15 protein-coding genes and 1 tRNA gene are annotated in these 19398 nt (G+C 70.6%); 3 read left to right on the top strand and 13 right to left on the bottom strand.

The genetic code is table 11. The features are described 5' to 3' along the window. Positions 1–2: 2 nt before the first annotated feature. Together KFLA_RS33920 and KFLA_RS33915 are read right to left on the bottom strand one after the other, a co-directional pair. Complete coding sequence (locus KFLA_RS33920) at positions 3–2507, bottom strand: polysaccharide lyase family 8 super-sandwich domain-containing protein (RefSeq protein WP_041289608.1); 2505 nt, start codon at positions 2505–2507, stop codon at positions 3–5. A 286-nt stretch (positions 2508–2793) separates the two neighbouring features. After that, positions 2794–2867: transfer RNA gene (locus KFLA_RS33915), tRNA-Gly, on the bottom strand. A gap of 223 nt (positions 2868–3090) precedes the next feature. Between KFLA_RS33915 and KFLA_RS33910 the strand changes: the two genes are divergently transcribed. Together KFLA_RS33910 and dcd are read left to right on the top strand one after the other, a co-directional pair. After that, positions 3091–3531 carry a MarR family winged helix-turn-helix transcriptional regulator gene (locus KFLA_RS33910; protein ID WP_041289607.1) on the top strand — a complete coding sequence of 147 codons (441 nt, stop codon included), beginning with the start codon at positions 3091–3093 and terminating at the stop codon, positions 3529–3531. A gap of 299 nt (positions 3532–3830) precedes the next feature. Then, complete coding sequence (gene dcd / locus KFLA_RS33905; RefSeq protein WP_012924365.1) at positions 3831–4406, top strand: dCTP deaminase; 576 nt, start codon at positions 3831–3833, stop codon at positions 4404–4406. 67 nt (positions 4407–4473) lie between these two features. Here the strand turns inward: dcd and KFLA_RS38055 are convergent, their stop codons facing one another. The 5 genes from KFLA_RS38055 to KFLA_RS37730 form a co-directional block, all read right to left on the bottom strand. Then, positions 4474–6021, bottom strand: a complete 1548-nt coding sequence (locus KFLA_RS38055) for a hypothetical protein (RefSeq protein ID WP_012924364.1) — start codon at positions 6019–6021, stop codon at positions 4474–4476. Further along, positions 6018–7562, bottom strand: a complete 1545-nt coding sequence (locus KFLA_RS33895) for a hypothetical protein (protein ID WP_012924363.1) — start codon at positions 7560–7562, stop codon at positions 6018–6020. The genes KFLA_RS38055 and KFLA_RS33895 overlap by 4 nt, the downstream gene beginning before the upstream one ends. 117 nt (positions 7563–7679) lie before the next feature. Further along, the gene (locus tag KFLA_RS33890; RefSeq protein WP_012924362.1) at positions 7680–7898 is read right to left on the bottom strand and encodes a hypothetical protein; all 219 of its coding nucleotides are present in this window, start codon (positions 7896–7898) and stop codon (positions 7680–7682) included. 55 nt (positions 7899–7953) lie between these two features. After that, positions 7954–8781 (bottom strand): DUF4097 family beta strand repeat-containing protein, encoded by an 828-nt coding sequence (locus KFLA_RS33885; protein ID WP_148256807.1) that lies wholly within the window; start codon positions 8779–8781, stop codon positions 7954–7956. Further along, positions 8778–9530 (bottom strand): collagen-like protein, encoded by a 753-nt coding sequence (locus KFLA_RS37730; RefSeq protein ID WP_012924360.1) that lies wholly within the window; start codon positions 9528–9530, stop codon positions 8778–8780. The genes KFLA_RS33885 and KFLA_RS37730 overlap by 4 nt, the downstream gene beginning before the upstream one ends. Positions 9531–9665: 135 nt before the next feature. On the opposite strand from KFLA_RS37730, the gene KFLA_RS33875 reads away from it, so the two are divergent. Continuing rightward, positions 9666–10448, top strand: a complete 783-nt coding sequence (locus tag KFLA_RS33875; RefSeq protein WP_148256806.1) for an SDR family NAD(P)-dependent oxidoreductase — start codon at positions 9666–9668, stop codon at positions 10446–10448. Position 10449: 1 nt separating this feature from the next. On the opposite strand, the gene KFLA_RS33870 is transcribed toward KFLA_RS33875, so the two are convergent. From KFLA_RS33870 to KFLA_RS33845, 6 genes are all read right to left on the bottom strand, one after another. After that, complete coding sequence (locus KFLA_RS33870) at positions 10450–11406, bottom strand: discoidin domain-containing protein (RefSeq protein ID WP_012924358.1); 957 nt, start codon at positions 11404–11406, stop codon at positions 10450–10452. Positions 11407–11417: 11 nt separating this feature from the next. Further along, entirely contained in the window at positions 11418–12953 is a 1536-nt protein-coding gene (locus tag KFLA_RS33865) for an alkaline phosphatase D family protein (protein WP_237706662.1), read from the bottom strand. A 170-nt stretch (positions 12954–13123) separates the two neighbouring features. Continuing rightward, positions 13124–15286, bottom strand: a complete 2163-nt coding sequence (locus KFLA_RS33860) for a (Fe-S)-binding protein (protein WP_012924356.1) — start codon at positions 15284–15286, stop codon at positions 13124–13126. A 72-nt stretch (positions 15287–15358) separates the two neighbouring features. Then, positions 15359–15694, bottom strand: a complete 336-nt coding sequence (locus KFLA_RS33855; protein ID WP_012924355.1) for a DUF6204 family protein — start codon at positions 15692–15694, stop codon at positions 15359–15361. A 28-nt stretch (positions 15695–15722) separates the two neighbouring features. Then, positions 15723–16331, bottom strand: a complete 609-nt coding sequence (locus KFLA_RS33850) for a TetR/AcrR family transcriptional regulator (protein WP_012924354.1) — start codon at positions 16329–16331, stop codon at positions 15723–15725. Positions 16332–16403: 72 nt separating this feature from the next. Continuing rightward, entirely contained in the window at positions 16404–19256 is a 2853-nt protein-coding gene (locus KFLA_RS33845) for a M36 family metallopeptidase (protein ID WP_237706661.1), read from the bottom strand. Between the last annotated feature and the right edge of the window lie 142 nt (positions 19257–19398).

Raw genomic sequence — 19398 nt, 5'->3', positions numbered from 1 at the left:
GCTCAGCGGAGCACTGCGCTCAGGGTGGCTCCGTGGAGGTTGTGGGTGCGGTAGCTCAGGCGGGTGCCGAGCAGGCCGTGAGTGAGTTGCACGCCGGCGGCGGGCTCGGCGAGACGCAACCAGCGGCCGGGGATCGTGAGGGAGATCGTCGTGCGGTCGAACGTGGGATCGGAGACCGCGACGGTCACCTGCCGCCCCTTCGCCTGCAGCAGCGTTGAGGCCGGGCCGTCGATCAGCAGGCCGGGCAGTACGTGCGGTCCGCCGGCGAAGGTGTTGGCAGCGGTGAGGTTGAGCCCCGCGTGGTGGATCGCCTGGGCGCGACGCGTGTTGGTGAGGACGCGGACCGGGCGGTGGGTGTGCAGCGCGGTGCGGGACGCGTTCGGCAGCAGCGAGTAGGCGTGGGACGTACGGGTGCCGGCAGGTTGGTCGAGGCTGAGTGAGAAGACGTTGCGGGTGACGGCGGTGTCCGGGTTCGCCGTGCGGACCAGGCGACGGCTGCGCGTGACCGGCGTCAGATCGACGCGGGTGGTGGCCTGCTGGTGGAAGTAGTAGCCGACGGACTGAGTGCCGTTCGTGTAGTGCAGCCAGCGCAGGTCAGCGGTGCCGGGACCTGACCACCTCCGTCCGGTGCGGAGTACGCCCTCGAGGGTGATCGGCGCGGTCGTCACCGACGGGCGGGCGTCGATCGTGGTCGTGACCGCGCGGGCGGAGTCGCCGACGCCCGCGGCCAGCACCACGATCTCGTCGTCGAGCAGGAACCACGACTTGGTTGCCGAAGCGTTGCGGTAGACGACGAAGTCCTCGGGCAGTTGGTCGCGCTGGGCGTACGCGTAGTCGTCCGACTGCACCCACCCGGCCGCGCCGTACGGGCCGAGGGTGGCGCCGCCGGAGTGCTGGTTGGTGCCGCGCGGGAAGTAGACGTAGGTGTTCTGCGACTCCGACGACGGCGTGAAGTGCAACGGGTGCGTGGGGTTGTTGTAGTACGCCGTGCCGTACAGCTGCGGGATCGTCCGGCGCTGCTCGACCGGCGCGGTGACCCCGGCCAGCCCGTACGGCGAGACCGTGGTGAAGTAGTCGACGCCGTAGGCCTGGGTCTGGTCCTGGCCGGACAGGTACAGGTAGTAGGCGCCGTCGCCCTGGAACCAGGGCATCAGGTTCTCGCCGCTCATGTACTCGTACTTGCTGATCCGCTCCGAGTTCCGGGCCAGCGCGAACGCGTAGCCGGACCGCCGGTGCACGGTCTTGTCCATCGCGTTGAAGGCGACGCTGCTCGCGACCGGGTTGAGGTCGGCGGGCTGGATCGTGGCGTCGGCGACGATGTCGGCGAACCGGGCCACGCTGACCGGGGAGACGAAGCTGTTCGGGTTCAGCGTCGGCCGGGCGGTGAACTTCACGTACGACCGGAGCCGGGCCGCGTCCGCCGGCGCCGCGTAGTCGGCGAGGTCGACGACCGCCTCGACCACGACCGCCACGTCGTCGTACCCGGTGCCGGGCCGGGACACCGCGCGGCCCTTGACGATCTCCATCATCCAGCCCTCGAAGATCAGCGGCGCGAAGCCGGTCTCCACCCAGCCCTGCACCACCTTCACCAGGTCGTCGGCCGCGGCGTACTCGGTGCCGTCGAGCATCTTCACCGTCTGCACGACCCGGCTGAGCAGTGCCTTGCCGTACGAGCCGGTGTAGGCGACGGAGCTGTGCTGGATGAACGAGCCGTCGGCGTAGTACCCGTCGGTGACGCCGTGCTTCAGGTCGTACGGGTCGATCGTCGCGAACACGGTGAACTGGTCCTGCAGCGCCTTGCGGATCCGCAGGTCGTCGCCGAGCAGCGCGCCCTGCACGACCCGGTTGGTGGTGATGTCGGCGAGGTTCGCGCCGGTGTGGAAGCGCGAGTCGAGGTTCACGTCGCCGTTGACGCCGTTGCGCAGGTAGGCGTCCATCGAGGCGAGGTACGTGGTGACCAGGTCGCGCGGGGCGTCGAGCAGGGCCAGGGTCTTGCCGACGAAGCCCGAGATGCCGATCTCCCAGGTGAACCAGTTGCCGTAGTACCCCTTGGCCTGGTCGCCGTAGTGGTTCGCGTGCAACCACTGGAGCTTGTCGAGCACCTTGGTCCGCACCGCGCTGTTGCCCTGCAGGTCGGACGCCGGACCGGGCCGGCGGACCGCGAGCGCGATCTCGTACAGGTGCTGGAACGACGCACTCAGGTTCGGATCACTGGTGCCGAGCGGCAGACCGGCGAACACCTCGTTCGCGCCGGCCCGGTCCATCGCGGTCAGCCAGGTCCGCGCGGTCTGGTCGAGCGCCACGAGCTTGGCGGCGACCTCCGGACGCGCGTTGGCCTCGGCGGTCCCGGCGAAGATGCCGGCCAGGTTTGTCAGTAGTTGGGCAGGACCCACCACTTCAGCTCCTGCTGCCGCGGTAGAACCGGCAGCAGCCGGTGCAGGCCGTACGGCGGTCAGCAGGGTGGCGGCAGGGACGAACGACAGCAGGCGGCGACGACTGAGCTCCACAGCAACTCCCGGGCGGAAGGGAACAACCTCACCGCTGGAGTCAACCAGCCGAAACTATCTCACGGCAACCGTTTACCGCCTTCTGTGTCAGATGCTGTGCAGCGGCCGCTTCGATGCCAATGGCCCGCAGTCGCGTCGGCTACCCGGTCTCGCACCGGTCAAACCCGGGGATCAGTTGACATTCGAATAGCCCGGCGTGGCGGCCGTTCGGCCGAAAAGAACAAAGTGAAAAGGCGCCTTCCGGATCGGAAGGCGCCTGACCGGGACCGGGAACGGCGTCCGGCGGTGGAGCGGGTGACGGGAATCGAACCCGCACTGTCAGCTTGGGAAGCTGATGTTCTGCCATTGAACTACACCCGCGCGCTGGCAACGCGTTGGATCATACCTGGTCGGCGGGGCGGTTTGCACGGGGGGTGAATGGGCAGTTTTCCACAAACCCGCGCCCAAGGGCTGGGCACGGGGCCCGAACTCTGGCAGATTAGAACGCGTTGCCGGGGGCAACAATGGACGCAACGTGAGGATGCGGTCCTGACCAGGACCGGACAAGATGGTTGCGGGGCAACAACAAAGAAGGGGTGAACAGGTGGCAACTGACACGAACGACGCGCTGGACAATCTGGAACGGGAGCTCGTCACGATGGCGCGCCGGCTGCGCGGGCTGCAGCGGACGCTGTCCGACGAGGCGCACCCGGACCTGGAACCGGCGCAGTACGCGCTGCTCAACCACGTCGAGGAACTCGCACCCGTGCGGATGGCGGACCTGGTGGCGGCGCTCGAGGTCGACAAGGGTCCGGTCAGCCGGGCCTGCGCGCGACTGGAGGAAGAGGGTCTACTGAAGCGGGCCGCCGACAAGTCCGACGCCCGGGCCACGCTGCTGACGCTGACCGCCAGTGGCAAGCGCAAGCTGGCCGCGGCGCGGAAGAAGCGTCACCGGGTGATCGAGGACCTGCTGAAGGACTGGTCGCCGACCCAGGTGAAGACCTTCGCCAACCAGGTCTCGAAGTTCAACAAACTGGCCGGCTGACGCCGGTGCCGCCCAGCGTGGGCCGGTCCGGGCCGAGGTGGCCCGGCAGGACTCACGACGGACGGTGAAGCTGTTGCCGACGGCCCGTAGGATGTGCCGCTTTCCGGAGAGCTGAGGGGTCCGGACCGCGGCGGATCGAGTCGCCACCGAGCGACTGGGTCGGGCCGTCGCCACGAGGGCGCGTCCCGTCACGTCCCGCCCCCGGCGCGGAATCGCGAGACCCGCCCTGGCAGCACCGGTGGCGGCGCACGCCTGGTGCGCCCTGCCGCCGGACGGCCGGGCTGCGCTACTGTGCCTGCGTGCTGCTCTCCGACCGCGACATCCTGGCCGAGCTCGAGGCGAAACGGGTCCAGCTAGACCCGTTCGACGCAACGATGGTGCAGCCGTCGAGCGTCGACGTGCGCCTGGACCGGTTCTTCCGGGTGTTCGAGAACCACCGCTACCCGCACATCGACCCGGCCGAGGAACAGCCCGACCTGACCCGGATGGTCGAGCCGGAGGGCGACGAGCCGTTCATCCTGCACCCCGGTGAGTTCGTGCTGGGGTCGACGTACGAGCTGGTGACGCTGCCCGACGACGTGGCGGCGCGGCTGGAGGGCAAGTCCTCGCTGGGCCGGCTCGGCCTGCTCACCCACTCCACCGCCGGTTTCATCGACCCGGGCTTCTCCGGGCACGTGACGCTGGAGCTGTCGAACGTCGCGACGCTGCCGATCAAGCTCTGGCCGGGCATGAAGATCGGCCAGCTGTGCTTCTTCCGGCTGTCCTCGCCCGCCGAGCACCCGTACGGCTCGACGAAGTACGGCTCGCGCTATCAGGGGCAGCGTGGCCCGACACCGTCGCGCTCGCACCAGAACTTCCACCGCACCGACATCTGACCCGGCACAGCAGGTGGAAGGGCCCCGGCGCGGACGTCCGCGCCGGGGCCCTTCGTTGTCGGTGAGGTCAGCCGATCGCCTTCTGGACCACCAGGATTTTCTCGGTGCCCAGCGGCGCCTTGCTGCCGGCGTCCTGCAGGTACACGCTGCCGTACTTCGACACCATCTCCGGCGACTTCGGCTTGCCGTGCAGCAGCGAGAGGTCGCCCCAGCCGCCGAGGTTGCCGCTGCCGGACGTCGGGGTGCCGGCCGGCGAGCTACCGTCGGACGGGGTGCCGCTGTCCGGCGGGGTGCTGCCGCCGTCGGTCGGGGAGCCGTCGGTCGGTGACGCGCCGGTCGTCGGGGTCGGCACCGAAACGTCCTGGCCGGTCTTGGCGTCCAGCACGACCGCGGTGTCGTCCGCCGACCCGTACACGAGCCCGTTGTACACCGCGGTCACCAACGGGACCACCCGGTTGGCCGACGTCGAGTCGTAGCCCCAGGTCTTCTTCCCGGTGGTGTCGTCGAACCCGGCGACGACCTGTGCCTCCCGCATCGCCGTGGCACGGTGGCAGACCACCGAGCTGACGTGGTCGGAGAAACAGGACGTCGGCTCCGGCCGGCTCTCCGCGATCGGGAACTTGTTGTCCACCACGGTGCCGGTCGCGATGTCGGCCGCGAAGACCGAACTCAGGTAGCGACCGGACGTGGAGTCCTGCTGGTACCCGCTGCCGGCGAAGTAGCCGTGCTTGCCGCCGGTGCCGACCGGGGTCAGGTAGTTCATCGCCGGGACTGCAGTGGTCTTGCGGACCGTGCCGGCGACGGCGTCGACCTGGACGATCGCCGAGTTCTTCGCGCTCTCGTGCTGGTCCCCGCGCGCACCGACGACCTCCCCGTTCAGCACGCCGCCAACCCGCAGCGACGGGATTCCGGTGGCCTTCTTCGTGGCCGGGTCGGCGAAGACGGTGAGGTCACGCAACTTGGCGTTGCCGTCCTGGGTCGCGACGCCGAGGGAGACAGCCACCTGCCCGGTCGCGGCGTCGTACGCCTGGCTGATCAGTCGTCCACCTCCGTTGCCCGGCCCGACCAGCGGGGTGAGGTCGAACGCGGCCGTGGCGAGGATGTCGCCCTCGGCCGGGTCGATCCACTGGAACGCGACCTGACCGTGCGGCTTTTGCGTGCCGCTGCCCTGGACCCGCTGGACGTACGCCGTCGCGATCGCTTCCTTGCCGTCCAGCTGGACCGCCATCGGCGCGGTGAAGTCCGACGTCGTCGTGGTCGGCACGTCGGACGACGGGACCTGCCAGCTGTTCGCGGTCAGCGTGCGGCCGGTCAGTCCGCTGCGCAGCGCGTACAGCGAGGCCGGCCCGACCATGCCGGCCTCGATCGCGAACAGGTTGCTGGTCCCGGTGGAACTCTCGGCGATCGCGGACACCGGCGCAAACGCCTTGGGCTGCTCGAACGACGCGAGCCCGGGACCGGACGGCGTCGAGGACGCCGAGGCCTCGGGCGTGCCCGGGCTCTGCTCTGCCTGCGGCTTGTCGTCGCCGCTCTTGCCGCACCCGGCCAGCAGGACGAGGGCGGCGGTTGTCGCGATCAACGGACGCAGGGCGCGGTTGGCGCCTCCGGGCGTCATCCGACCGCCTTCAGGACCTGGAGGGTGCCGGCCGTCGGGTCGGACGCGAGATCGTCCTCGCGCAGGTAGGCACCGCCGTACTCCGAGACGCTCTCCGGGGACAGCAGTTCGTCGTCGGGTTGCGCCGGGACCGGCCCGGAGGTCGGCGTGACCCCGTCGGACGGTGTGACGCCGTCGGTGGGAGTGACGCCGTCGGTGGGAGTACCGCCCTCGGTGGGAGTGCTGCCGTCGGTGGGCGCGGGCGAGACCGGGTCGGTCGGCGGCGTGCTGGGGGTCGGCGCCGGGACGGGAACGTCCTGCCCGGTCAGGGCGTTCAGCAGCACCGGCTTCTTCTCGACAGTGCCGTAGACCATGCCGTGCCAGACCGCGGTCACTTCCGGCACCACCCGGCCGGCGCTCTTGTCCGTGTAGCCCCAGATCTTCTGGCCGGTGGTGTCGTCGAAGGCGACGATCTCCTGCTCGTCGGCCGCGGCCCGGTCCGCCGCGCAGACGACCGTCTTCTGGCCGTCGGTCCGGCAGGCGTAGCGCAGCAGGTACTGGGTCTCCTTCACCGCGGACTTGGTCTGCACGACCGCGCCGGTGGCCGGGTCGACCGCGAACAGGTACCCGACCTGGTCGCCGGCCAGCCCGAGGTTCTTGTCGTACTTCTGCCCGTACAGGTAGACGTACTTCCCACTGCCGCCCGTCGGGTTCAGCCCTTCCAGCCCGGGCAGCAGGCCGGACTTGGTCACCTTGCCGGTGGCGGCGTCCACCAGTGCCACCGAGCGCTGCGTGTTGCTCTTGCCCTGCGCTCCGACCAGGACGCCCTTGCTGATCCCGGCCGGCTTCATGAACGGCACGGCCACGCCCTTGCCGGTGGCCGGGTCGGCGATCACGGTGATCACGCCGGACTTCGCGCCGATCAAGCTGGTCGGTGCGAGCCCGACCGCGAGCCGGCCGGTGGCCGGATCGACGGCCAGGTCGGTGAAGCCGCCGGGCAGGCTGCTGTCGACCTCGTTGTCACCCAGCAGCGCGGTGGCGTCGACGGTTGCCTCCGACATCGGTTTGCCGTCGAGCGGGTCGAGCCACCGGAACAGCACCCGGACGCCCGGCTTCGCTGTTCCGCCGCCCTGGACCCGCTGGTAGTAGGCGATCGCGACGGCCGGTTTGCCGTCCACCTGAACGGCGGCCGGACGGCTTGCGTCGTTGGTGCGGACACTGTCGTCGGTGGTCTCGCTGGACGGCGTCCACCAGGCGTTCGCGGTTCCGGTCACGCTCTGGCCGGTGGCGCCGCTCAAGGTGTTCGCCACCGCCGTGGTGCCGACCATGCCGACCAGCGGGTCGAACGTGCTGTCGTTGTTCTCCTTCGGCAGTGCCGACGCAGCGACGGCCTGGAAGGCCTTCGGCGGATCGTACGGCGTCGGCGCGGGGACGCTCGGCGTACCGGGGGACTGGCTCGAGCCGTCCTGCGCGGTGTTGTCCGCGGAGGGTTTGTCGTCTCCGCCGTTGCAGCCGGCCAGCAGCGCGACCGCGGCCGTAGTGGCGAATACCTGACGCAACATCTACATTTCTCCCGAGTCCGGCACCACTGACCAGCGGAACGCTAGCAGCGCGAACGGGCCGCCGATCGGGGTGTGCCGGGCCGGGAAGAGTGCAACTTCCTGCAACTGTGTGACACCTCAGCGGACGAGTGACAGCCCGGCCCGCCGGGGCCGCGGCTGCGGCTCCAGCCGGTCGGCCAGCCGGCGCAGGACGCCGGCCAGCTCGCGCCGCGGCGCGTTGACGCCACGCGCGGTCCGCTGCGCGTCGCGCTCCTGCTTGCGCAGGCCCCGCCGCTCGGCGGCCCGAAGCTGCTCGGTGACTTGGTGCCGTGCGATTTCCTGGTGCTCGGTGATCATCGTGATCTCTCCTCAGGTCGTCCCGGTGTGCTGTGCGGTCGGTGAATTAGTTGCTTCAGGCCCGTAGGACGGTGATGTCCCCGGAGACCGTGCGCGCCCGCAGGACCAGCGAACGCTCGCCTTCGGCCGGCTGCTCGCCCGGTTCCAGGTCGCACTGGATCTGACCGGTGACCGTCTTCAGGTCCAGGTAGGTCGGCACTCCGTCCGGTACGCCGATCTGGACGTCGCCGCGGGCGGTCTCGGCCCGCACGCTCGGCCCGTCGGCCAGGTCGACCCGGACGTCACCGGAGCCGGAGGTGGCGACCGAGTGGTCCCGGATCCGCTCGATGGTGATGTCGCCCGAGCCGACCTTGACGGTGGCAGGGCCGGCCGCGTCGCCGATCCGGACGTCGCCGGACCCGGTGGACAGTCCCACCCCGGCAGCGGCTTCGCTGATGTGGATGTCGCCGGAGCCGGTGTTCGCCCGCACCGGTCCCACCGCGTCGCTGACGCGCAGGTCGCCGCTGCCGGTGCTGGCTGCGAGCACCCCCTCGACCCGGTCGAGTCCGATGTCGCCGGAGCCGGTCGACAGCCGCGCTGTGCCCAGCGGCGCGCGGGCGACGACGTCGCCGGACCCGGTCTTGATCCGCACGTCCAGAGTGGCCGGCGTCTGGATCCGGACGGTGATGTCCGGGCCGCGCCGGGCGTTCCTCGGCCCCTCGACGACGAGTTCGCCGTCGATGACCTCGAAGACGACGTCGTCCGCGTCGCCGCCGCTCACCTCCAGGTCGGCGAACGTCTGGTCGCCGTCGGTGGGGGTGATCTCCACCAGGCCGGCGCCGATCTCGACCCGGACCCGAGTGATCTCGCCGGCCTCGGCGACCAACTGACCGGAGGCGCTCACTGCGCCCACCCGGTCATCCGCTGGCCGGGGCCGCGTCCGCCGCGGCCGTGCTTGTGCCCACGGTCGCGGTCACGGTCGCCGCGGCGCTCACCCCGCCGGTCGCCCCGGCGTCCGTCGCCGAAGACGCCGTCGGGACCGAAGGGTCCGTCCGGGCCGAACACGCCGTCGGGACCGAACACGCCGTCCGGGCCGAGCGGGCCGTCGGGGCCGAGCGGGCCGTCCGGGCCGAAGATGCCGCCGCGCGGCGGGCGCGGGGGACGGGGCGGCCGCGGACCGCGGCGGCCGCGGTCGCCGGTCAGCGCGGTCATCACGGTGCGCATCAGCCACGCGTTCGAGGAGATGCCCTCGGCGGTGGCCGCTTCGTCGACCTTGTTCTTCACCGACAGCGGCAGCCGCAGCGTGATCCGCGCGGTCGGCTCGTCGGCGTCCGGGGCGAGGTCGGTCGCGCCGGTGTCGTGGTCGTCGGTGTCGTCGTCCAGGTCGTCGTCCGCGCCGGCCAGCTGGCTCGGGGCGGGGGTGACGACGAACTCGGGGCGGCCGCCGGCCATCCGGAGCTCGACCGATCCGGGGGACAGCTCTCGGCTGATCTCGCCGGCGGCGTCGGACAGGGCTGAGATGAGGGCCAGGCGGCCCGCGTCATCCAGCGTGGCTCCGAGGCGCTGGGCCACGGAGCGGGTCTGGTCGTCGGCCAACGCGGTGGCGTTCTCCACGCTACGGCGGACCGACTCGAGGTAGTGGTCAAGTTCCATGGCAGCAAGCATGACGTCAAAGTGACGTCATCGTCAACCCCTTGTGATGTCATTTTGTCGCCAGCTGGCGGCACGGATGCTGTCACGGGCAGACTGAGGCTCCGCCGACGAGAGGGGTCCAGGGTGTCCAGAGGTGTGCTTGTCACCGGTGCTTCGCGGGGTGTCGGGGCGGAGGTGGCGAAGGTGTTCGCCGCCGCGGGCGACCGGGTCGTGCTGCACTGCCGCGGTGCGGTCGACAAGGCCGAGGCGATCCGGCGGGAGCTGCCCGGCGACGGCCATGCCGTGCTCGCGGCCGACATCGCCGACCCGGCCGCAATCCCTGTCCTGGTTGACGAATCGGCCGCGGCGCTCGGCAGGATCGACGTGCTGGTGAACAACGCCGCCCTGTACGTCGACGAACCCGTCGCCGGGTCCCGCCGGGTCGGTCACCCGATCGCCGAGACGCCGTACGACGAGTGGGTGGCGGCGTGGCGGCGCACGCTCGCGGTCAATCTCGAAGGGGCGGCACACCTGACCTGGTGCGTGGCCCGGCAGATGATCGACCGGGACCCGGCCGAGGGGGTCGCCAGGGGTGCGATCGTCAACGTGGGGTCACGCGGGGCCTACCGCGGCGAGCCCGACGTACCGGCGTACGGGGCGGCGAAGGCGGGGCTGCACGCGTTCGGGCAGTCGATTGCGGTCGCGCTGGCGCCGCACGACATCACGGTGACGTCGATCGCGCCCGGCTTCATCGCCACCGACATGACCTCGGCGCTGCTCGACGGCCCGGCCGGCGAGGCGATCCGTGCGCAGAGCCCGTTCGGCCGGGTCGCCACCGCCGAAGAGGTCGCCGCGGCGGTCCACTGGCTCGCGTCCCCGGCCGCCGGCTGGTCGTCCGGCGCCGTGCTCGACTTCAACGGCGCCTCCCACCTGCGCTGAGTCAGCCGCCGTAGACCTCGAGCTCGACGATCCGGGAGTAGGCGTTGTCGTTGGCGGCCAGAGCGAGGATGCGCACGGCGGTGGCCTCGACCGGGGCGAACGTCGAGGTGGCATGGCCGCGGGTGTTGCCGCGAACCTGGGCGACGGTCCGCCAGTCGCCGGTGCCGGTGCGGACCTGGACGTCCCAGTCGCGCAGACCGTTCGCCCGGGCCGGGTAGCGGGCCGAGTCGAGCGTGTAGAGCTCGACCCGGTCGATCGTCGCCGGCGCGGCGAGAGCGACGTCGTAGCTGTCCGGGAAGACCGCGCGGGTGCCGTCGTTCCAGCCGGTCAGGGTGTCCCAGTGCTTGGAGTCCTTGTCGCCGTCCAGCGCGCCGCAGACCGCGAAGTTGCCGTGCGTCGACGAGGCGCTCGGCTGCTCACCGAGCGCGAGGTTGCTGCCCGGGCCCTTCGGTGGCAGCGGGTTCACCTGGACGGGCACGGTGAGCTTGGTCCGGTCGACCTGCAGATCGAGGCGGTACGCGCCCGGCTGCGCCTCGCGGGGTACGCGCACCTCGACCGGGGCACTCACCGGCTGGTCCGGCTCGGTGGCGGGCAGGTAGGAGGAGAACAGCTGCCGGGACAGCTGCAGGGGACCGGTCGGGGTCACGGTCAGGTCGGCGTACACGCCTTCGGACCCGGTGTTGGTCATGGTCAGGGCGAGCGTTCCGGGGAAGCACGGCAGGCCGACGACGCTCAGTTGCTGCGGCGCGGCCGAGACCAGGATGCCGCCGGGGCGGCCGGCGCCGGCGGAGACCGTGTCCGCGTCGGCCGAGGCCGCGTCCGCCGCCGGGGCGACGACGGCCGGCCGCCCGGCCGGCGCAGTTGTTGCCGTCAGCATCGAAACGGTGGTGGAGGCGGTGACCGTGGCGGTGACCGCTGCGGTCACCGTGAACGCCGTACGGCGGGCGGAGCGCTTCATCGCTGGTCTCCTCACAGCTTCTGGATTCCCGGGCGCCCGTCCTCGACGAGGAGCTGGGCGCGGGTGCTGACGGTGCCGTTCGGAACGGTGACCCGGTCGACCACGCGGTAGTCGGAGATCCACCGCCGCGGGGTGATCGTGCAGCTGACGTAGCCGCGCTGGAAGTTGCCGAACTTGATGTGCGGGTTCTCCCGCAGCAGCGTGGCGCCGCCCGGGTCGAGGTCCATGCCGTCCAGCCCCGAGGTGATCGACGTGCCGACGAACTCGCTGCCGACGGTCGGCGAGTCCGGATCGGCGAAGTTCAGCTTCAGGTCCGACGCGACGCTGCGGTGCAGGTCGCCGCCGATCGAGACCAGGTTGCGGATCCGGCGCTGGTGGGCGCCGCCGAGGACCCGGTCGCGGGACGCGGCGTACCCGTCCCAGGTGTCCATCGGCACCAGGATCTCCGGACCGTCCTTCACGTCCAGCTGGGCCAGGGCGTTCTGCTGGGCGAGCACGTTCCAGCGGGCTTGGGACGCGGTCCAGCCGTCCAGCAGCCAACGCTCCTGCTCGGCGCCGGTGAGCGTGCGCGCCGGGTCGAGCGTCTCCGGGCCGGGCGCCTTCGAGCCGTCGCCGTACGCCTGGTCCGAGCGGTACTGCCGGGTGTCGAGCACGCTGAACTCGGCCAGCCGGCCGAACCGGATCCGCCGGTAGAGCTGCATGTCAGGGCCCTTCGGCAGTTGCGCCAGCCGCAGCGGCATGTGCTCCCAGTACGCCCGGAAGGCGTTCGCGCGCCGGACCAGGAACTGGGCCGGCGGGGCGCTCGGGTGGGCTTCGTCCGCCCAGTTGTTGATCACCTCGTGGTCGTCCATCGTGACCACCCAGGGCGCGGACGCGTGCGCCGCCTGCAGGTCGGGGTCCATCTTGTACGACGCGTACCGGTTGCGGTACTCGTCCAGCGTCACCGTCTCGCGGGTGACGTAGTCCTCATTCGAGTGCGGGCGGATCCCCCGGTCGATGCCGAACTCGTACATGTAGTCGCCGAGGAAGAACACCACGTCGTGCTCGCGCCGGGCCAGGTCGGCGTGCGCCGTGTACCAGCCCTCCCACCAGGCCTGGCAGGAGGCGAACGCCATCGTCAGCACCGGCACGGTCTGGTCGTCGGCCGGCGCGGTCCGGGTCCGGCCGACCGGGCTGAGCTGGTTGCCGACACGGAAGCGGTACCAGTAGTGCCGCCAGGGCCGCAGCCCGCGGACGTCGACGTGCACCGAGTGGCTCGCCTCGGGCCGGGCCTGAGTGGTGCCGTGCCGGACGACGCGGCGGAAGTGCTCGTCCTCGGCCACCTGCCACTGCACGGACACCGGGCGGCGGTCCATCCCGCCGAACGGCGCAAGTGGCTCCGGCGCCAGCCGGGTCCAGATCACCACCGCGCCCGGCAGCGGATCACCGGAGGCGACCCCGAGCGTGAACGGGTCGCGCCGGTCCGGCCGGCCGGTGGAGCCGGCGTCGGCCCGTTCGATCTCCGGCAGGTTGCCGGTGACCGCCAGCGCGGCGGCGGCCCCGGTCACGGTCAGGAAACCTCGTCGAGTACTTCGTTGCGGCACCGGACCACCCGATCATCCGTAGGTGAGAACTTCCCTGACAGGTAGATGACTCCCTGTCTAACAGCACATTACGAGAAGTTCTCACCACGGGAAGTGATCTGTCCGGTTCCGGTCTCAACGACTCCCTTGGTGCGTCAGCTTTCGCCACGTTTGACCGAGGCGAGCAGCAGCTGGGCGACGTCGGCGACCTCGACCTGCTCGCCGGCCGAGCCGTCGGCCTGCTTGGCGGTCAGTCCGTCGGACAGCATCACCCGGCAGAACGGGCAGCCGGTGGCGATCTTGTCCGCGCCGGTCGCGACCGCCTCGTCGGTCCGGTTCACGTTGATCCGGCTGCCGATCTTCTCCTCCATCCACATCCGCGCACCACCCGCGCCGCAGCAGAACGACTTGGTCCGGTTGCGCGGCATCTCGGCGTACTCGGCGCCGGGAATGAGCTCCAGCAGTTCCCGCGGCGCGTCGTACACCTGGTTGTGCCGGCCCAGGTAGCACGGGTCGTGGTAGGTGATCTTCTGCCCGTTCAGGCTGCTGTCGGCCGGAGCGACCGGGGTCAGCTTGCCCTCGCGGACCAGCCGGTTCAGCAGCTGGGTGTGGTGGATGACGTCGAGCTCGACGCCGAGCTGGGAGTACTCGTTCTTCAGCGTGTTGAAGCAGTGCGCGCAGGTGGAGACGACCTTCTTGGCGCCGGTCTCCTTGAACACCTCGGCGTTCTGCATCGCCAGCTGCTGGAAGACGAACTCGTTGCCGGCCCGGCGCGCCGGGTCGCCGGAGCAGGTCTCGCCGTCACCCAGGACGGCGAAGCTGACGCCGGCGATGTTCAGCAGCTCGGCGACGGCCTGGGTGGTCTTCTTCGCCCGGTCCTCGAAGGCGCCCGCGCAGCCGACCCAGAACAGGTACTCGACCTCGGCCAGCGTCTCCACGTCGGTGCCGACCTGCTTGACCTCGAACGGCAGGCCCTTGGCCCAGTCCATCCGGCCGGACGGGTTCATGTTCCACGGGTTGCCCTTGTTCTCCAGGCCCTTGAACAACCCGTTGAGCTCGGACGGGAACGACGACTCGATCAGCACCTGGTAGCGGCGCATGTCCATGATCGCGTCCACGTGCTCGATGTCGACCGGGCACTGCTGCACGCACGCGCCGCACGACGTACAGGCCCACAGCGCGTCCTCGTCGATCACCGCGACGTCGGGCGAGCCGACCAGCGGGCGCTCCATCTCGGCCTTGACCAGGTCCGGCAGCGAGGAGCGCTCCTCGTCCGAGGAGGCCAGCAGGTACGGCGCCTTGGTGTACGCGTTCTCCCGCAGGTTCATCACGATCAGCTTCGGCGAGAGCGGCTTCTCGGTGTTCCAGGCCGGGCACTGCGACTGGCAGCGGCCGCACTCGGTGCAGGTGGTGAAGTCGAGCAGACCCTTCCAGGTGAAGTCCTCGACCTTGCCGACACCCAGCGGCGAGTCCTCGTCCAGCTCCTCGATGTTCTCGAAGTCGATCGGCTTGCCGCTGACGCTGATCGGCTGCAGCGCGCCGAGCGCGGTGCCGCCGTCGGCCTTGCGCTTGAACCAGATGTTCGGCCAGGCGGTGAACCGGTGCCAGGCGACGCCCATCGTGGCGTTCAGCGAGATCGTGATCATCCAGGCGAACGAGATCAGGATCTTGATCATCGCGACCAGGTAGACGGCGTTCTCCAGCCGGGACTCCGGCCAGCCGGTGACCGCCTCACCCAGGAACCAGGTCAGCGGGAAGTGCCAGCGGGACGCCTCGCCGAGCTGGGACGCCAGGCCGTACTCCAGCGCGCGCAGGGCGAGGATGCAGATCACCACGCCGAGGATCGTGTACTCGACGTAGTAGCCCTGCCAGGTCCGCGAGCCGTAGAACCGGCTGTACCGGCCCTCGGACCCGGTCGGCCGGTGCCGCAGCCGGATCACGATCAGCCCGAGGATCGTCAGCAGGCCGGCCCAGCTGAGGATCTCGGTGATCCACTCGAACACCACCCAGTGGCCGACGATCGGCAGCGCGAAGTGCGCGTCGAACAGCTGCCCGAACGCCGTCACCAGGCTGAGGATCAGGCCGACGAAGCTGGCCGCGACGAACCAGTGCAGCACGCCGATGTGGCTCCACTGCAGCATCCGGGTGTGCCCGAGGGTCTCCCGGAGCATGGTCATGGTCCGCTGCCCCGGGTGGTCGCTGCGCTGGGCCGGCTGACCGAGCCTGATCACGGACACCAGGTGCCCGATCGTCCGGCCGAACAAGGCGATCCCGACCGCGGCGATCGCGAGCGAGACGACGATGGCGAGGATCTGCATACCAGCGATGTTATTGGTTGGTTACCGGTGAGTCATGGGGGTGAGGGGCGCATCACGCCCGCGTGTTCCGTCTCACTTCCGGCGCCGGTTGATCTTGACGTCCTCGAGGCAGGTCGCCGTGGCGCGCAGGCGGTGGTGCCGCAGGCCGGCGTCGTCGAGCAGCTGCAGCGCGGTGAGCAGGCCGGTGTCGATCGCGTCCTGGTCCGACCGGTCGGCCGGCTGCACCACCTGGCACCGGATGCTGAACGGCCGCAGATCGGCGTCGTAACTCAGAAAGCCTTCGGGACGGTACGTCGCGAGCAGCAGGTCGTGGGCGTCCAACTCCGCGAGCAGCTTGGCTCGCAGCTGCTCGTCCAGCCCCTGGAACTCGCCCCGCACGATCACGCGGTACGTCCGCACGTCACTCATATACAGAACTGTATCTGGATGGAGCGCGTCAGGCGCGGGCATTTCTCGCCAGGGCCAGCCAGGAGCGGGCGAGCAACTCGACGGCGGCCAGCGTGGCCTCGGGGGAAGCGGTGTCGGGGTCGATCGTGCGCTGGATCAGCAGACCGTCCTCCAGGGCGTGCACGATCAGCGCCAGCTCGGTGATCTCCGCCGGGGGTTCGAGGCCTTCGTCGGCGAAGAGCCGGGTCAGCCAGCCGGCGTGGGCCTGCCGCGCGTAGGACTCCCGGGCGCGCAGGTGGTCCAGGATCTCGGGCTGCTCGCGGACGGCGTACCGGAGCAGCTCGAGGCGGAGCGCGAGCCAGTCGGCGGCGCCCGTACTCCGGTCCCGGTGCCAGGCGCGCAGGCTGTCGGCGTCACCGGTCAGCGCGGAGACCTCGGCGTACTCGTGCTCGGTGCGGTGCTCCAGCAGGGCGGCGACCAGGGCGGGCTTGCCGGTGAAGTTCCCGTAGAAGGCGCCGCGGGTGTAGCCGGCCCGCTCGGCGATCTGCTCGACCGAGGCGCCGTTCACCCCGCGCTCGGCGAACAGCTCGGCGGCGGCCGTCAGCAGCCGTGCACGCGTCCGGGCCTGACTCTCGGCCCGTGGAATCCTCCGGCTCACCGCGCGAGCTTACGGCGAAGGGCCGGCCGAGGTGATCGGCCGGCCCTTCGCACTGCTGGGTGGTGCGGGGTGTTACTTGGTACCGAAGACCTGCAGCTCCGTCATGTCGGTGAACTGGCAGCCGCCGTACGCGCCGAGCGGGCAGTTGTTCGCGAAGTCGGGAACCTGCGGGCTGAGCATCCAGAACCGGACGTACCGCACGTTGGTCGTCGCGGCGGACGGGGTGAGCTCGTTGTACTTGCCCCGGTTGGCCGCGGTGAACTCACCCTCCTGGGCGGTCGTCCAGGTGGTGCCGTCGGCCGACGTCTCGATCCGGTACTTGCCGGTCGAGGCGCTGCCCGGGTCGCCGCAGGTGTTCGACGGGTCGACCGAGAACCTGCTCACGGTGACCGCCGCCGGCAGCTTGATGTCGACGTGCTTGGGGATCATCACGTTGGTCGGCGTCGCGTTGTTGTCGCCGGTCGTGCTGCCCCAGCCGGTGCCCTGGCTGGAGTCGATGGCGAACGCCGGGCCACAGGCCGGGGAGTAGTCCGGGCCGTTGAAGCCGACCACCGTGCCGCCACCGGACGAGGCCGCCCAGTTGCGTCGCGGCGCGAAGTTCGCGGTGGTGCCGCCGGCCTTGACCGCCAGCGGAGCGCCCAGCACCTCGTAGCCGGCGCCGGAGACGACGAACTTGCCGTAGGTGCCCGGCAGGACGTTGTCGATCGTGTACTTGCCGTCCGCGCCGGTCACGGCGGAGTAGTCGCCCGCGTAGCCGGAGGCGTGACCGCCGATGAAGACCAGCGCGCCCGGCACCGGAGCGCCGGTGTCCTTGTCGGTCACGGTGCCGCTGATCGTGGTGGTGGCGCCGGTCGGCGGACGGTGGAAGTCCTCGACCGGGAACGCGTCGCCGCCGTCCAGGACGCCGGCGAACCAGCCCATGCCGCGGTTGGCGAAGACCTGCCAGATGATGCCGGCGTTCTTGCCGCCGCTGGCGACCAGGTCGGCCTGCACGATCGCGTTGCGCATGTCGAGCATGGTCGGGTCGTTCGGGGACAGCTCCATCGCCCGGGTGATCAGGCTCAGCGCGTAGGTCCGGCCGAACCGCTCCCGCAGGTCCCACAGGGTCTGCGCCCAGATCTCACCGGAGGCGTGCACCTGCGGGGCGCCGCCGACGGTCGGGAAGTCGCCGTAGGTGTAACCGCCCTGCGAGCCGTCGGCCGCGACACAGAACGGCGCCTTGGCCTTGACCCGGCAGTCGGTCGCCTGGGTCCGGAACGGGCCGTCGGCGGTGACGTACTTGGCGACCCGGATCTCGCCCGGGGCGGTGGTGTCCTTCTCCAGCGCGTGCGCGACCAGGTAGTCCATCGCGTAGAAGTCGCTCCACGCCTCGCCCATCGCGCCGGCCTGGATGCTGTTCAGCGTCGAGTTGCCGGTGGCGTCGACGACCAGCCGGTTCGACAGGCCGTGACCGTACTCGTGGTACAGGATGCTGGCGTCGTTGCTCGAGCTGCTCGGCACCGTGGTGTTGTCGCCGACCGAGCCGAACAGGTACATCTGCATGGTCGGCGGCGTGCCGTCGGGCGGGGTCGCCATGTTCGCGTTGTTCAGGTGGTTGGCGTCCGGGCCGCCGTCGGCGCCGGTCGCCGCGCCGTCCAGCGCGTTCAGCAGCACGGGGTCGCCACCGGCGGCCTCGAAGTTGCCGGCCGCCGCGGTGAAGCTGATCGGCGGCTTGGCGAGGAAGTCGTGGAAGTTGCTGGCCAGGTAGAACGCGTTGGTGACGTCCTGGTTCAGGTTCGTCTTCCAGGAGTCCGGCTTGGCCGGGTCCCAGGTGCAGACGAACGCCGCCGAGCAAAGCGGGTTCGACTGGAACGGCACCAGCTTGTACTCCGAGGTGGTCGGCGTACCGGGAACCTTGACCGTCTCACCGGGGTTCGGCTGGTTGTCGTCGTTCACGTCGGCGAACGCGGCGACCGAGGTGCCCTGCAGCAGCGTGGTGGCGTTCTTCGGCAGCCACTTGTTGTAGATCAGGTTCTCGGTGCGCTGGGTGCCGCCCCGCGGCGCGCCCGGGTAGTTGTCCTGCACGAGCGCGTCGCCCTTGCCCTGGCTGACCAGGTCGCGGCGGTAGAGCAGGCTGCCGGTCTGGGCGTCGATGACGTGCGAGTAGATCAGCGACCCGCCGGCGTTGACGTAGGTCATCCAGCCCTTGCGCAGGCCGTCGGCGGTGTGGAACCAGACCTGCTTGGCGTGGTCGCCGTTGGCCCACTTGGTGGTCACGCCGGAGGTCTGCGCGGTCGCGGACTTGGCCTTGCCGCCGATGTCCTCGGCGGCCGAGGAGCGGGCCGCCGCGGCGGACACCGACGGCGCCGCCTTGCGGGCCTGCGCCTGGGAGGCCAGGCCGGCCACCGGGGCGCCCTGCACCGAGATCAGCTTGCCGTCCTTGGTGACGTTGGCCTTCAGGCCGTTGCCGAACACCTCGATGCCGTCGATCTCCTGGACCCAGGAGATGTGGTGGGTGCCGAGGTCGTCGACGTAGTCCTTGCGCAGCTTGAGGGTGCCGAGGTCGGCGGCCGACAGCTTGAAGACCTCGGGGTGCGCCTTGACGTAGTCGAGCGCGACCTGGCCGGCCTTCTTGCTGCTCGCGGCGGTGAGGAAGCCGTTGAGCTTGGTCACCTGAGCCGGCGTGCCGGTGTTCGGGTCGAGGTCGACGACGCCCTGGGTGCCGAGCGAGTCGCGGAACTTCTCCGCGCCGGCGGACTGCTTGCCGACCACCTTGGCGGCCCGGGCGTAGGTGGCCCGCGCGTTCGGCGTCCGGGCGTCGAAGTTGCCCTTCCGCTCCTTCGAAGCGGCCGACGGAATGCTTTCGCCGCCCTGGTCGGGGGTGGCGGTGGTGGCCGCGGTGGCGCCACCTCCGGCGGCTACCGCCAGCAGGGCGGTGGCGGACACGGCAGAGACTGCCAGGAGCCCCCGCCCTTTGCCTGAAACTTTCACAGCAACGCTCCATGAAGTTGTCTGCGCGGATCGCCCTCCACGACCCGTCCGGCCCGACCCTAAGCCTGTGTGACGGCGCGCGGAAGGGAAACCGGCG

The sequence above is a fragment of the Kribbella flavida DSM 17836 genome, from assembly GCF_000024345.1.
In the GTDB taxonomy this organism is placed as follows: Bacteria; Actinomycetota; Actinomycetes; order Propionibacteriales; family Kribbellaceae; genus Kribbella; species Kribbella flavida.
This window is presented reverse-complemented; position numbering and strand designations above follow the sequence as displayed.